17 protein-coding genes are annotated in these 13,582 nt (G+C 64.0%); 11 read left to right on the forward strand and 6 right to left on the reverse strand.

What is annotated here, in order from left to right:
- The first annotated feature begins 80 nt into the window (after positions 1-80).
- The 5 genes from FHR70_RS04500 to FHR70_RS04520 all read left to right on the forward strand — a co-directional run bounded on the left by FHR70_RS04500 (position 81) and on the right by FHR70_RS04520 (position 3,853).
- Positions 81-1,106: an extensin-like domain-containing protein gene (locus tag FHR70_RS04500; protein ID WP_183447499.1), complete on the forward strand. Its 1,026-nt coding sequence runs from the start codon at positions 81-83 to the stop codon at positions 1,104-1,106.
- Between the two features lie 82 nt (positions 1,107-1,188).
- Positions 1,189-1,620 (forward strand): hypothetical protein, encoded by a 432-nt coding sequence (locus FHR70_RS04505; RefSeq protein ID WP_183447501.1) that lies wholly within the window; start codon positions 1,189-1,191, stop codon positions 1,618-1,620.
- Positions 1,617-2,279, forward strand: coding sequence for a ribonuclease T2 family protein (locus tag FHR70_RS04510; RefSeq protein WP_183447503.1), 663 nt, complete (start codon positions 1,617-1,619; stop codon positions 2,277-2,279). The genes FHR70_RS04505 and FHR70_RS04510 overlap by 4 nt, the downstream gene beginning before the upstream one ends.
- 52 nt (positions 2,280-2,331) lie before the next feature.
- Positions 2,332-3,180, forward strand: coding sequence for a 23S rRNA (adenine(2030)-N(6))-methyltransferase RlmJ (locus FHR70_RS04515; RefSeq protein ID WP_183447505.1), 849 nt, complete (start codon positions 2,332-2,334; stop codon positions 3,178-3,180).
- Positions 3,181-3,247: 67 nt separating this feature from the next.
- Positions 3,248-3,853, forward strand: a complete 606-nt coding sequence (locus FHR70_RS04520) for a glutathione S-transferase (RefSeq protein WP_183447507.1) — start codon at positions 3,248-3,250, stop codon at positions 3,851-3,853.
- Between the two features lie 54 nt (positions 3,854-3,907).
- On the opposite strand, the gene FHR70_RS04525 is transcribed toward FHR70_RS04520, so the two are convergent.
- Positions 3,908-4,540 carry an outer membrane protein gene (locus FHR70_RS04525; RefSeq protein ID WP_183447509.1) on the reverse strand — a complete coding sequence of 211 codons (633 nt, stop codon included), beginning with the start codon at positions 4,538-4,540 and terminating at the stop codon, positions 3,908-3,910.
- Positions 4,541-4,834: 294 nt separating this feature from the next.
- On the opposite strand from FHR70_RS04525, the gene FHR70_RS04530 reads away from it, so the two are divergent.
- The gene (locus FHR70_RS04530) at positions 4,835-5,590 is read left to right on the forward strand and encodes an SDR family oxidoreductase (protein WP_183447511.1); all 756 of its coding nucleotides are present in this window, start codon (positions 4,835-4,837) and stop codon (positions 5,588-5,590) included.
- Here the strand turns inward: FHR70_RS04530 and pgeF are convergent.
- From pgeF to lgt, 3 genes are read right to left on the reverse strand one after another with little or no spacing between them, the layout of a single operon-like run.
- On the reverse strand, positions 5,580-6,347 hold the full coding sequence (gene pgeF, locus FHR70_RS04535; protein ID WP_183447513.1) for a peptidoglycan editing factor PgeF: 768 nt from the start codon (positions 6,345-6,347) through the stop codon (positions 5,580-5,582). The genes FHR70_RS04530 and pgeF overlap by 11 nt on opposite strands.
- A gap of 9 nt (positions 6,348-6,356) precedes the next feature.
- On the reverse strand, positions 6,357-7,430 hold the full coding sequence (locus FHR70_RS04540) for a class I SAM-dependent methyltransferase (RefSeq protein WP_343058722.1): 1,074 nt from the start codon (positions 7,428-7,430) through the stop codon (positions 6,357-6,359).
- Positions 7,427-8,284, reverse strand: a complete 858-nt coding sequence (lgt, locus tag FHR70_RS04545) for a prolipoprotein diacylglyceryl transferase (RefSeq protein WP_183447515.1) — start codon at positions 8,282-8,284, stop codon at positions 7,427-7,429. The genes FHR70_RS04540 and lgt overlap by 4 nt, the downstream gene beginning before the upstream one ends.
- Before the next feature lie 135 nt (positions 8,285-8,419).
- On the opposite strand from lgt, the gene FHR70_RS04550 reads away from it, so the two are divergent.
- The 5 genes from FHR70_RS04550 to FHR70_RS04570 all read left to right on the forward strand — a co-directional run bounded on the left by FHR70_RS04550 (position 8,420) and on the right by FHR70_RS04570 (position 11,501).
- A complete protein-coding gene (locus FHR70_RS04550) occupies positions 8,420-8,698 on the forward strand; it encodes an accessory factor UbiK family protein (protein ID WP_183447517.1) in 279 nt (92 codons plus the stop codon).
- Between the two features lie 243 nt (positions 8,699-8,941).
- Positions 8,942-9,442, forward strand: a complete 501-nt coding sequence (locus FHR70_RS04555; RefSeq protein WP_183447519.1) for a type III secretion system chaperone family protein — start codon at positions 8,942-8,944, stop codon at positions 9,440-9,442.
- 72 nt (positions 9,443-9,514) lie between these two features.
- Positions 9,515-10,342, forward strand: a complete 828-nt coding sequence (gene proC / locus FHR70_RS04560; RefSeq protein WP_183447521.1) for a pyrroline-5-carboxylate reductase — start codon at positions 9,515-9,517, stop codon at positions 10,340-10,342.
- Between the two features lie 124 nt (positions 10,343-10,466).
- Complete coding sequence (locus FHR70_RS04565; protein ID WP_183448494.1) at positions 10,467-11,123, forward strand: TetR/AcrR family transcriptional regulator; 657 nt, start codon at positions 10,467-10,469, stop codon at positions 11,121-11,123.
- An 18-nt stretch (positions 11,124-11,141) separates the two neighbouring features.
- A complete protein-coding gene (locus FHR70_RS04570) occupies positions 11,142-11,501 on the forward strand; it encodes a tRNA-binding protein (RefSeq protein WP_183447523.1) in 360 nt (119 codons plus the stop codon).
- On the opposite strand, the gene FHR70_RS04575 is transcribed toward FHR70_RS04570, so the two are convergent.
- Both FHR70_RS04575 and FHR70_RS04580 read right to left on the reverse strand, forming a co-directional pair.
- Complete coding sequence (locus tag FHR70_RS04575; protein WP_183447525.1) at positions 11,502-12,869, reverse strand: ATP-binding protein; 1,368 nt, start codon at positions 12,867-12,869, stop codon at positions 11,502-11,504.
- On the reverse strand, positions 12,866-13,582 hold the full coding sequence (locus tag FHR70_RS04580; protein ID WP_183447527.1) for a response regulator: 717 nt from the start codon (positions 13,580-13,582) through the stop codon (positions 12,866-12,868). The genes FHR70_RS04575 and FHR70_RS04580 overlap by 4 nt, the downstream gene beginning before the upstream one ends.

Genomic DNA, 13,582 nt, shown 5'->3' on the forward strand with positions numbered 1-13,582 from the left:
AAGGCTGATTGAGCCCTCGAATCGGCTGATGCTTTCCGCCGTTGACGGGATGTTTACGGCCCCGGCTTAGTCTCCCACCCATGCGTCGTGGGTTAGTTGCGTTTTTTGCCCTATCGCTCATTGGGCTCGGAGTCACCGGTTGCGGACTGTTTCGGTTCGAGCAGCGTGAGCCTTGGCGCGCGCAGGCCGAGGAGGCTTGCCTCTCGCAGCGGCTCGTGCAGCCTTCCGCCTACATGGCCCTGAGCTCCAAGATCGAGGGCCCCGGCGTCTGCGGCATGGATTATCCGTTCAAGGTTTCCGCCTTCAACAATGGCGCCGTCGGCCTGAAGTCGAAGGTGACGCTTGCCTGCCCGATCATTCCGCAGATCGATACCTGGATCGACGAGATCGTGAGGCCCGCCGCGAAGATGTACTTCGGCGTCCCGCTCGCCGACATCAAGGCAGGCTCCTATTCCTGCCGTCCCCGTAACAACCAGAGGGGCGCCAAGCTTTCCGAGCATTCCTTCGGCAATGCCCTCGACATTATGGGCTTTGCCCTGATCGACGGACGGGAGGTATCGGTGGTCAACGGCTGGCGGAGCCGGGATCCTGCCGAGCAGGAATTCCTGCGCGAGGTCTTCGTCGGCGCCTGCCGCTACTTCACGACGGTTCTGGGGCCGGGCTCCGATGCCTTCCACTACGATCACCTCCACCTCGATCTGGCGCGACACGACCCCAGAGGGCAGCGGCGCATCTGCAAGCCGATCCTGAAGTTTGCGCCGCGAATCGATCCCGAGAAGAGCCAGGAGGTGCTCCAGAGCGCGGCCGCAGCGGGCGATCTGGCCCCGGTGGATCTCGAGCAGGACGTGCCGGAAGGCGAGGCCTACATCCCGCCTGCGCCCCCGCCGCCAGCCCCAAATCTGTCGGCTCCGGTGGCTCCGGCACAGCGCTATTCGTCCTCGAACGGCTATGCGGCCGATCTGCCCGGCTCGGGCGCCTCGAGCGGTTCACCGCCTCCGTCCAATCTGCCGCCCGGCCGGCTTCCGGAGCAGACCTATGCTCCACCTCGGCCTCAGACGCGTCCGGCCAATGCGCCGATGATGCTGAACCGACACGCTCTTTATTAAACCACAAGCGGAGCCTTGACCTTCTCGGGCTTCGCCCACATGGTCGATGGAACACAATCCGAAGACCTGTTGGAGCATCCGAATGAAGTGGCTGGCGGCTTTCATCTCCTGCATGATGTTGAGCGCACCTGCGATGGCCCGTGAGGTCACGCCGGCAGAGCGTCGGGAGGAGCCTTTCGATGCCTCGCTGCCGGCCTGTGCCGATCCGTCCGTGCTCCAGGACATCAGTGCGAACTTCGCTCACAAGGAAGGTCTATACTGGAACTCCAATCTCCAGATCGTCTCCTTCGAGCGGGTGCAGCAGGTCGCCTGGCGCCCCTGGGGTCTCGACTACATTCCCCGCCGCTACTGCACGGGCACCGTGCTGGTCTCCGACGGCTACAGGCACAAGATCAATTTCTCGATCCGCGAGGATCTCGGCTTCATCGGCATTGGCTGGGATACGGAGGCCTGCGTGGACGGCTTTGACCGCCACTATGCCTTCGCGCCCCATTGTAAGCAGGCCGCTCCTTGATCCTGCGTTGGTGCCTCTCTTTTGCGGGCGCCTGCTTTCTCTTGCTCTCTCCCACGGCGGCCCAAGGACCGCGGGAGGCGAGGGGCGCCCCCACGGGGCAGTTCGACTTCTACGTGCTCGCACTCTCCTGGTCGCCGGGCTTCTGCGAGAACAGCGGCAGCCGCAGCCGGCAATGCGACAGCGGCAGCGGACTGGGTTTCGTGACTCATGGCCTGTGGCCGCAGAACGAAAAGGGGTATCCCAGCTTCTGCGAGCCCAACGGGCGCTTCGTGCCGCAGGCAGCCATTGCGGATGCCAAGGGTCTCTTTCCGGACGACAACCTGGCACGCTACCAGTGGCGCAAGCATGGGACCTGTTCGGGCGAGTCCCCGAGCGGCTACTTCCAGGCCGTTCGGCGGGCCCGTGAACTGGTCCGCATTCCTGATGGTTTCAAAGGACTGGACAGCCGCTCGCGGGTGCTGCCGAGCGAGATCGAGCGGGCTTTCCTGAACGCCAATCCGGGCTTGCGGCCCGACATGATCGCGGTTTCGTGCGGACGGCGCATCTTCCAGGAGGTGCGCATCTGCCTCGGCAAGGACCTGCGGGGGTACCACCAGTGTCCCGAGGTCGATCGCGACGGCTGCCGCGCGGGCGAGATCACGGTCCCGGCAGTAAGATAGCGCATCTTTCGACTGTGGAGCCTCCTTTTGGGCTCGATGCCTTAGGACAAACATGAACTACCGCCACGCCTTCCACGCCGGCAATTTCGCCGACGTCATGAAACATGCCCTCCTGGTCCGGATCCTCACCTATCTGCAGCGCAAGGAGACGCCCCTTCGCGTCATCGACACCCATGCGGGAATCGGCCTCTACGATTTGACGGCCGACGAGGCCGAGCGAACCGGGGAGTGGATCGACGGAATCGGGCGCCTGGACGAGGCTCTTGCTCCCGAGGTGGAGGAGATCCTGACTCCCTATCGCAAGGTGATTGCCGATGTACGCGCCCGGCATGGGGGGGCCATCTATCCCGGCTCTCCCGGCATCGTGCGCGAGATCCTGCGGCGGCAGGACCGGGGCGTGTTCGTGGAATTGCATCCGGCCGACCACGCTGTGCTGAGCGAGGCCTTCAATGAGGTGACCAACCTGAAGGTCATGCATCTCGACGGGTGGACGGCGCTGAATGCCCTCATTCCACCCAAGGAGAAACGCGGTCTCGTCCTGATCGACCCTCCTTATGAAAAGCCCAATGAACTGGAGCGCCTCGGCACGGAGCTGCTCGCGGCGCTCAAGAAATGGCCCACCGGCGTCTATGCCGGCTGGTACCCGATCAAGGATGTCGGCTCCGTCGATGCGGTGGCAGAGCGCCTCCATCGGGAGAGTTCGCGTCCGGGTTTGCGGCTTGAGCTCTATGTGGATGATCCGCGCGATGCCACACGGCTCAACGGCAGCGGGCTTTTCGTGCTCAACCCGCCATGGTCGTTGAGGGAGGAGGCGGAAGTTCTCCTGCCGGCTCTCGCAGAGCGTCTGTCGCGCAGCGGCTACGGCGCTTATCGCTGTGAAGCCTTCGGTCCCCCTGCTTAAAACGGATTGCCGCAGGCGCTGCGAGCGTTCATGACTGCCTCATTCTCTCAGATTCAGGGGTTTGCTCATGCTCGTTCTCCGCTCCTCGCCCGCTTCGCCCTTCGGCCGGAAGGTGAAGCTCACCGCCGCAATCCTCAACCTGTCCGACCGGATTGAGATCGTTGAGGCTGATACGCTGAACCCTGAGGATTCGATCCGTCAGCAGAACCCGCTGGGCAAGATCCCGGCCCTCATCCTTGAGAACGGGGATGTGCTCTATGATTCCCGTGTGATCGTGGACTACCTCGATCATCTGGCCGGTGGCGGCCGCGTCATCCCGAACGGGCCGGAGCGGTTCAGCGCCCTGCGCGATCAGGCGCTGGCCGACGGCATCATGGATGCGGCACTGTTGCAGGTCTATGAGGGCCGCTTCCGCCAGGAGGACAGGCGCGAGCCGAAATGGGTGGATCACCAGGCCGACAAGGTCCGCCGTGGCCTCGACCATGCGGAGGCCTGTCTGTCGGCGCCCGGCCAGAACCTGCAGATCGGCCAGATCGCTCTTGCCTGTGCCCTGGGCTACCTCGACCTGCGCTTCGGCGGACGCTGGCGTGAGAGCTATCCGAAGCTCGTGGCATGGCTTGCCGACTTCGAATCCCGCGTTCCGGCCTATGCCAAGACCAGGGTGACGCCCTGAAACGAAAAAGGCCCGGGAAACCCCGGGCCTTTTCCATCTCGTGAGAGACGGATCTTAGTAGGTGCCGAAGCGGAAGTTCAGACCGGCACGAATGACGCCGAAATCGTTGTCGAAGTCGTCGTCGAAGCCCGGGATGTCGTCCTCTTCGAGGTTGACGTAGAGGCCTTCGATCTTGGCCGACAGGTTGTTGGTGAAGGCGTACTCGAGACCACCACCGACGGTCCAGCCGTTGGCGTCGTCAGCGAACGCGAAACCACCGGTGGCGTAGATGAGGGCGCGGTCGAAGGCCACACCGGCGCGAGCACGCACCGTGCCGAACCAGTCGCTGCCGAAGTCGTCGGCATCGCCGTCGCCGTCGAAGTCGAACACGTTGTCACGGCCGAAATCGGCGTACTGGATGTCGCCTTCGAGACCGACCACGAAGGAGCCGATCTGGTAGTTGTAGCCAACCTGGGCGCCGCCGACGAAGCCGCCGTCGTCATCGTCATCAGCGAGATCGAAGGCGTCGAAGTCGTCGTTCGACCAGCCGTAGCCGGCGTTCACACCGACGTAGAAGCCGGTCCAGGTGAAGATCGGAGCAGCTGCGATGATCGGAGCCGGAGGAGCGGAGCGGACCGGGAGGTCCGCAGCAGCAGCAGCCCCGGCGAAGCCGAAGAGGGCGACGCTGGCGAGAAGAATCTTCTTCATGGTTTCTCTTTCCTAATCGATGTCATGCCAGCCGGACCCACTTGCCGTCGGTTCAGGCCGGGCACTCCCCATTTATAGAGCGACAATCTCGCGAGGGCTGTGACCTCACAACCACAGCGGCTAAGAAGTGCTGTGGCAGGATTGTGGCGGCAATACGCAAATGAACCCCTTGCGACATCGCTGGACCTCTAACGCACAGCTTGGCCGTTGGTTCGACGACGCAGCGAAAAAATGTCATTTTCTTGGCGAAGACTGATAATTGACGCTACATACTTACATTTCAAGAGGTTGAGAATGCAAAAAGCAGCCCTGGTGACGGGTGGGGCCCAGCGCATCGGGCGCAGAATCGTCGATCGACTCGCCACAGAGGGGTATGCGGTGGCCATCCATTGCCGCCGCTCCACCAATGAGGCTGAGCGCATAGCGGCGCGGATCAGGGAGGGCGGCGGGAGGGTGGCCGTTGTGCAAGCCGATCTCGCCGATGGCGATGCCGTCGAGCGTCTTGTGCCGGAGGCCGTACGGGCGCTGGGTCCTCTGACTCTTCTCGTCAACAATGCCTCCGAGTTCGAACCCGACGAGGTCGAGACCCTGTCGCAGGAGCGCTGGGATCGGCACTTTGCGGTCAATCTGCGGGCTCCTGCCTTTCTCGCCCGCGACTTCGCGCACCAGCTGCCCGCTGAGGTCCAAGGATGCATCATCAACATTGTCGACCAGCGGGTCTGGAAGCTGACGCCGCAGTTCTTCTCCTACACGCTCACGAAGGCCGCCCTGTTCACCGCCACACAGACCATGGCCCAGGCGCTGGCGCCCCGAATCCGCGTCAATGCCATTGGACCCGGACCGACCCTGTCGAATGTGCGCCAGGGGGATGAGGATTTCGCCAAGCAGAGCAGCGCCGTGCTGCTGGGTCATGGCGGAACGCCGGACGAGATCGCCGATGCGGTACTCTACCTCGCCGAAGCCCGCAGCGTCACAGGCCAGATGATCGCCGTCGACGGCGGCCAGCACCTCGCCTGGGAGACGCCGGACGTTGCCGGTATCAGGGAGTGAGCGCGATCGCCGAGATCAGACGGCCGTAATCCGTCTCCTGCCGGTGGGTAGTGCGGCGATAGCTGAAGAAGCGCTGTTCGTCGGAATAAGTGCAGAGCCCGAGATCCATGAAGGCCCTAATGCCTGCTGTCTCAAGGCGCGCGCCGATGAAGCCGGGGAGGTCGAACATGGCATGGCCCGGCCTCTCAGCCTCCTTGAGAAAGCGCTCATGACCTGGCGCTTCCTTGGTGAAGCGTTCGATGAAGTCGGGGCCGACCTCATAGGCCTTCTGGCTGATCGTGGGACCGAGCACCGCGACGATGGTCTCGCGTCGGGCGCCGAGCCGCTCCATCGCATCGACGGTGGATTCGAGAACGCCCGTCACGGCCCCGCGCCAGCCCGCATGGGCCGCCCCGATCACGCGGGCCTGCGCGTCGGAAAACAGAATCGGCCCGCAATCCGCCGTGGTGATGGCGAGCGCAAGGCCCGGCACCCTGGTCACCATGGCATCGGCCTTGGGGCGCTCAGCTCTCCAGGGCCCCTCGACGACTACGGTATCGGGCGAATGGACCTGATAGACGCTGATCAGAGACTCGGGCGCGACGCTGAGTGCCTCGGCCATGCGCAGCCGGTTCTCCTGCACCTTCGAGGGATCGTCGGAGGATCCGATGCCACCATTCAGCGAGGCATAGATCCCCGTCGAGACGCCGCCCTCACGCGTGAAGAAGGCGTGGCGAATATTCGACTGAGAGGAGAGGACGGGGGCTTGGATGAACATGGCGCAATCTTACGAAGAGAAGGGCAGGGCGGGCAATCCGGGCACGGCTTGGGTCGCCTCATGTGTAACGGCTAAAACCTTAAACAGCTCTCCCATGCCAGCCGCTCCGCGTTCTATCAGGCGAGCAAGCGCCTGGTCGATATCGGCAGCCTGGGCCGGTGTGGCGCGCGCCCTCAGGGCGTTGGCGCGCGCCTCGATCCCGAGCGCTCGAAGAAAGTCGCCCTGCGTGGCGATTCCGTGCCCACGCGCGCCCTGTGCTGCGGCAGCCTGGACGAGGCGGTGGAAGTCCACGTGGGTGGTCAGGTCCGCTTCACCCGGCTCCTGCAGCGGATCGACGGGCTGATGGTTTTTCAGGGCCTGAAGGGTGTCGCCGAAGGCCGGACCCCAATAGCCGTAATCCAGGATCAGGGCCGCGCCGCCGTCCCGGGCCAGCCTTCCGGCGAGCGTGCTCATGACGTCGACCGAGGCGCTTGGCCACTCAAGGATATCGTCTTGGCGCAGCGGCTTGCCGAGAGCCTGCTCCGGCTCCGGTCGCAGGCCGAACACGAGGCGCTCGCCGTCGAGGCCCACCAACCGCTCGCACCAGCCGCGTTCGGTGGCCTGAAACTGGCGCACAGGAAGCGCATCGAAGAATTCGTTGGCAACAAGGAGCATGGGGCCGGTGGGCACGTCCTCGATGCTGTCATGCCATTCAATCTCAAATCCCGAGGAGGCGAGGGCGGTCTTCTGGCGCTGCCTCAAGGAGGGGCTCGTTTCGACGAGGTGAACGGTGGCGGCCCCTTTGAAGTCGGGCAGGAGACGCGTTGCTCGCAAGAAATCCGCCATCAGGGTGCCGCGTCCGGGTCCGAGTTCCACGAGGCGGCAGGCCGGCCGTCCCATGCCGTTCCAGACCTCGAGCATCCAGAGGCCGATCAGCTCGCCGAACATCTGACTGATCTCCGGCGCCGTGGTGAAGTCGCCGGCGGCACCCAGCGGGTCGCGGGTGGCGTAGTAGTGCCGGAGGCACAGGTTCATGTAGCGCTCGACGGAGATCGGCCCCTCCAGGGCGATCGTCTCCCGCAACGTCTCCTTCAGCGCCTTCACGCGACTTCGACTGCCTGCCGGGGCCGCGTGAGGCCCCGGGCCGCCAGCACGATGACACCGGCGCCGACGAGCGCCATAGGGATCGACAGCAGCATGCCCATGGTGATGCCGCCGCCCAGTGCCCCGACGGACGAGCCGAACAGGAAGCCGAGCTGCTCATCGGGCTCGCGGAAGAACTCGCAGACGATGCGTGCCAGCGCATAACCCAGCACGAAGATGCCGCCCAACAGCCCCGGCCTGCGGAAGCCGAAGCGCCGTGCCGCGAAGGCCATGACGATGAACAGAATGAGACCCTCGCCGAAGGCTTCGTAGAGTTGGCTTGGGTGACGCGGTACGGGGCCCGCATGGGGGAAGACCACCGCATAGGGAAAATCGGGCGCCGGCCTTCCCCACAGCTCGCCGTTGATGAAGTTGGCGATGCGGCCGAAGAAGAGGCCGATAGGCGTTACCACGGCGGCCATGTCGAGCATGGCGAGCGGGTTGAGCCCGCGCGAGCGGGCAAACAGCACGATGGCAAGCACCGCCCCTAGGAAACCGCCGTGGAAGGACATGCCGCCGCGCCAGATTGCGAAGATCTCCAAGGGCTGAGAGAGATAGGAACCCAAGTTATAGAACAGCACATAGCCCACACGCCCCCCCAGCACCACGCCGAGCGCCACCCAGACGATGAGGTCGTCTACATCGATGGGTTTCGGCTGCCTCAGCCCGCCCCAGAGATCAGCCTTTGCGGCCAAACGCTTGGCATAGAACCAGCCGCCCAGCAGGCCGGCCACATAGGCCAGCGCGTACCAGCGGATCGCGATGGGACCGATGGAAATGGCAATCGGATCGATGAGCGGAAAGGAGAGCGGCATGAGTGGGCCTTGATCGAACGGGCTGCCATTGGACCTTTCCGGGGAGGATCGTCAACCCTGTTGCAGTTTGAGCCGAATGCGGCCATGTGTGGCGTTCCAGGGCCGATGAGCCCACCGAACGCTGTGGATTGACCCATGACCCAATCGTCCAACCGGATCTTCGATGAACTCGCCCGCTTTGCCACCGATGCCGCAGGAGCGGCCCAGGGCGTCCGGCGCGAGGTCGAGAGCGTGGTCCGCAGCCAGTTCGAGCGGCTGATCAAGGACATGGACGTTGCCACCCGCGAGGAGGTTGAGGTCCTGCGCGAGATGGTGATTGCGGCACGCGAGGAGAACGAGCGGCTGGACGCCCGGGTCAAGGAACTCGAGGCGAAGCTGACTGCCGCTGGCGGCAAAGGTGCCGTGACACCCTGATTGGAGTTAGAGGCCGGCCTGCATTCAGCGCGGGGCTCCTGTTGTGGACAGATGAATCCGGCGCATTGTGACGGAGGTCGAAATCTAAGACTGTCGATTCATGAGCTGATTCGAGAGGCTGGCGGCGGGTTCTCCGAATATTTCAGGTATTCTGAGTACTTCTTCCGAATAGTTCCGGGTCAAAGCAACGGTGTTGCCAGGATGTGTTTACCATATTCAGGCAAGTGAGCGTCCGGGAACGACATGTCGCAGATTCATCTTGAAATCGACCGCTCGGAACATCCGCTCGATGTGGTCGAGCGCCTCGCTTCCCTGCGTCACTGGATCTTCGACCGGGCCGAGGCGGACGAGATGTCCGTCTCCGTTGCCGGACGCTGGGCCGACTACGACATCGCCTTTACCTGGATCGAGGATGTGGAGGCCCTGCACGTGGCCTGCGCCTTCGATCTCAAGGTTCCCGAGCGGCGTCGGCAGGATGTCCTCCAACTCATTTCTGCTGTCAACGAGCAGCTCTGGGTCGGGCATTTCGACCTGTGGAGCACCGAAAACGTGGTGATGTTTCGCCACGCTCTCCTGCTCGCCGGCGGCGCCGATCCGACGGACGGGCAGTGCGAGACCATGCTGCGGGTCGCGGTGGAAGCCTGCGAGCGCTATTTCCAGGCCTTCCAGTTCGTGATCTGGGCCGGCAAGTCGGCCCGTGAAGCCCTCGACAGCGTCCTGTTCGAAACCGAAGGCGAGGCCTGAGCCTCGCTCGACAGAGCCAGACGGACGTGAATAGAGTGCGGCCTCTCCTCTCCATTCCGTCAGGGTAAACCCATGTCGCCGAACGCCTCGCACCTCCCATCGTCGCTCATCCTCATCGGGGCCGGCAAAATGGGTGGCTCCATGCTGGAGGGCTGGCTCAAGGTCGGTATGAGACCGCAGGGCGTCACGGTTCTCGACCCGCGGCCGTCCGAGGATATGAACCGGCTCTGCCGGGAGCAGGGAATAGCCCTCAATCCCGCAAACCCCGCCGCGCCCGACGTGCTGGTGCTCGCCACCAAGCCACAGATGCTGGATGAAGCGGCTTCATCGGTGAATGCCTGCCTCGGGCCGCAGACCCTCATCGTCTCGATCCTCGCCGGCAAGACCATCGGTGACCTGCGCTCCAGGCTCCCTGCCGCAGGCGCCATCGTGCGGGCCATGCCGAACCTGCCCGCCAGCATCGGACGCGGCGCCACGGGCGCTGCCGTCAACGATCAGGTCAGCGAAGAGCAGCGCCTCATGGCCGATGTGCTCTTGAGCAGTAACGGCATCGTCGAATGGCTTCCCACCGAAAACCTGATCGATGCCGTCACGGCTGTATCGGGTTCAGGGCCGGCCTATGTCTTCCATCTCGTCGAGTGTCTCGCCGAGGCGGGCACCGCCGCAGGGCTCCCGCCGGATCTGGCGCAGCGCCTCGCCCGCGCCACCGTGACCGGGGCTGGCGAGCTTCTGTTCCAGAGCGATCTGTCGCCAGCGACGCTTCGCCAGAATGTCACCTCGCCTGGCGGCACCACGGCGGCGGCGCTCGAGGTGCTCATGCGCGACCCGAACGGAATGAAGGGCCTCATGCGCGAAGCGGTGGCCGCGGCCAAGCGGCGAGCGGAGGAACTCGCCGGGTGAGCCTTGGGATTGGTGCGGCGCATCCCTAGATTAAGCGCAACGGCCCATCTTCAGGAGGTTGATCGTGACGGCACAGGCTTCCACAGCTCCCACGGACAAGCGCAGGGCGATTGTCGAGGCTCTCATGGATCTCGCCGCCCGGCGGCCCTGGCACGAAATCGAGATCACCGACATCGCGAAGGCGGCGAATGTCTCGCTCGCAGAGTTCCGCGATCTCTTTCCCTCGAAGGGTGCAGTGCTTGGCGGGTTATCCCGCATGATCGACAAGCAGGTGCTGGAAGGCACGACGGACGACCTTGCCGGCGAGCCTGCACGCGAGCGCATCTTCGACGTGCTGATGCGCCGTTTCGATGCGATGCAGCCCTACAAGGAGGCGCTGCGCCGGATCTCGCAGGATTTGCGATACGATCCTGTGTCGCTCGCGGCGCTCAACCAAGTGGCGCTCAACTCCCAGCGCTTCATGCTAGCGGCTGCCGGCATAAACACCGAAGGGCCGCTCGGCACGCTGAAGCTGCAAGGCGCGGTGCTCGTTTATGCCAATACCATGCGCACATGGCTCGACGATGACGATCCGGCGCAGGCCAAGACCATGGCGCGGCTCGACCGCGAGTTGCGGCGCGGCGAGCGTATTGTGGAAGGCGCCGAGGATATGCGTCGCCTGAGCGCTCCATTGCGCGCGGTCGGCCGCGCTTTCATGCAGGGGCGCCGCTCGTCCCGATCCGAGAGGCGCCGGGCCACGGACGATAATGGCGATGCGGAGAATCCCGCAGCGGCGATCTGATCAGACAGAGAGGGGCAGATGGATCAGGGGCAATCGATCTCGCCGGAGATCACATTCGATGAATTCCTAAAGGTTGAGATCCGTGTCGGTCGCATCGTCACCGCGGAACCCTTTCCGCAGGCTCGCAAGCCGGCCTTCAAGCTCACCATCGATTTCGGACCTGAGATCGGTACCAAACGTTCCTCGGCGCAGATCACGATCAACCACGCGCCGGAGGATCTTGTGGGAACGCTCGTTCTCGCGGTGGTGAATTTCCCGCCGCGGCAGATTGGGCCGTTCCGGTCGGAGGTTCTGACGCTCGGCGTACCTGATGCTAATGGCAACGTGATGCTGATCCGCCCCGATCGTGACGTGCCAGTGGGCGGGCGGCTTTACTGATCAGGCCGGCAGCCGCACCGTTGCACGCAGGCCCCCGAGCGGAGATTCGCCGAGCACGATGTCGCCACCATGGGAGCGTGCGACGTCGCGGGCAATCGCGAGGCCCAGACCCGAGCCGCCCTCATCCTGGTTGCGCGCTTCATCGAGGCGCACGAAGGGCTTGAAGACCTCCTCGCGCATTTCGGGCGGGATCCCCGGGCCGTCGTCGTCCACATGCAGCACGAGCCAGCGGGTTTCGTGATTGGCCGTGATCTCGATCCGGTCTCCATGCCGCGCCGCGTTGCCGACGAGATTGAACAGCAGGCGGCGGAACGCGTCCGGGCGCACCGTGATTATCGGGTCCCCGACTATGTCGAGCTCCGTCACATGACCCTGCCGTTCGGCATCCGATTGCACCTCTTCGAGCAGCTGCCGCAGGTCCGTGGCGATCGCCTGCTCGCCCGCGTCGCCGCCTTCGCCGCGGGCAAAAGCGAGATAGCCTTCGAGCATGCGGCTCATCTCGTCCACGTCGCGCTTGAGGTCTTCCACCTCGGGCGTCTGATCGAGAAACACGAGAGATAGCTTGAAGCGTGTCAGGATGGTGCGCAGGTCGTGGCTCACGCCGTTGAGCATCGTCGTGCGCTGTTCCATGTTGCGCTCGATGCGCCGCTTCATCTCGAGGAAGGCGTGACCGGCCTGGCGCACCTCGCGCGCGCCGCGAGGGCGAAAATCGATCTCGCGTCCTTTGCCGAGAGCCTCTGCGGCTTCCGCAAGCCTCAGGATCGGCCTGATCTGATTGCGCAGGAAGAGAATGGCGATGCCGAGCAGCACGAAGGATGAGCCGCCCATCCATACGAGGAAGATGTGCGAGTTGGAGGCATAGGCCTGGCTGCGCCGCGCCAGGATGCGCATCACGTCGTTCTGATCGAGCTTGACGCGTACTTCCACATAGCTTGAGCGCCCGACCGTATCGATCCAGTAGGGGCGGTCGATCTGTCGGCGCAATTCGTTCGAGAGTGTTTCGTCGAGAATGTCGAAGAACGGCTTTGGCCCCGGCGGCGGCAGATCGGTATTGCGCAGGATGTCCACATCGAGCTGCAGGCGCTCGGAAGCGATGCGCGAGAGGGTGGTGGTGTTCCGGTCCTGTGGATAGCTCTCGTAGATGTCGATGAGCGCCGCGATATCCGCCGTGACTGCAGAGGAGAGACGGCGTGTCACGAGCTCATAGTGGCGCTCCATGAACACGTAGGCTACAACGGATTGCAACAGGATGACCGGCGCAATGATGATGATGAGCGCCCGCGCATAGAGACCCTTTGGCAAAAATCGCCCGAACCAGCGCGCGGCGTGGTCGAGGGGCGTATAGTTCAGGGTCGCGCCGATCTTCATCGGTCTATCACGAGCCGGTAGCCGATGCCGCGCACGGTCTGCAGAAAGATCGGATTGGCCGGATCGGTCTCGATCTTGCGCCGCAGCCGGTTGATCTGCACGTCCACAGTGCGCTCGTTGGCGGCAATTCCGTTGCCGGCCAGAGCCTCGCGGGGCACGTTGTCGCCCGCATGACTGCCAAGGATCGTCAGGATCTCGCGCTCGCGTTCGGTAATGCGCACCATTTCGTCGCCGCGCCGTAATTCGCCCCGGTCGAACCGATAGGAGAACGGTCCGAAATGGATCACGTCGGGCATATCCCCATTGGCCGTGCCCGGTACAGGCACCGCGCGCTTGAGGATGTTCCCGAGGCGAAGGAGCAGCTCGCGCGGCTCGAAGGGCTTCGACAGATAATCGTCAGCGCCGATCTCGAGGCCCGTCACCCGATCCGATGTGTTGGAGCGGGCGGTGAGCATCAGAATCGGTACCTGCGAATGCTCCCTTAAGGAGCGGGCATAGTCGAAGCCGGTTTCACCCGGCATCATCACGTCGAGGACGAGAGCGTCGAAGACGAAGCTTTCCGCCTTGGCCCGAGCCTCCGCGGCGCTGGCCGCCGCCGTCACCCGATAGCCGTTTTCGCTGAGAAACCGGGTCAGCAGGTCGCGCAGGCGGCGATCGTCGTCCACGACGAGGACGTGGGGGGCGTGGTCTGGAATGTCGATGCGTGCATCCAT

Source organism: Microvirga lupini (assembly GCF_014191055.1).
Classification (GTDB): domain Bacteria; phylum Pseudomonadota; class Alphaproteobacteria; order Rhizobiales; family Beijerinckiaceae; genus Microvirga; species Microvirga lupini_A.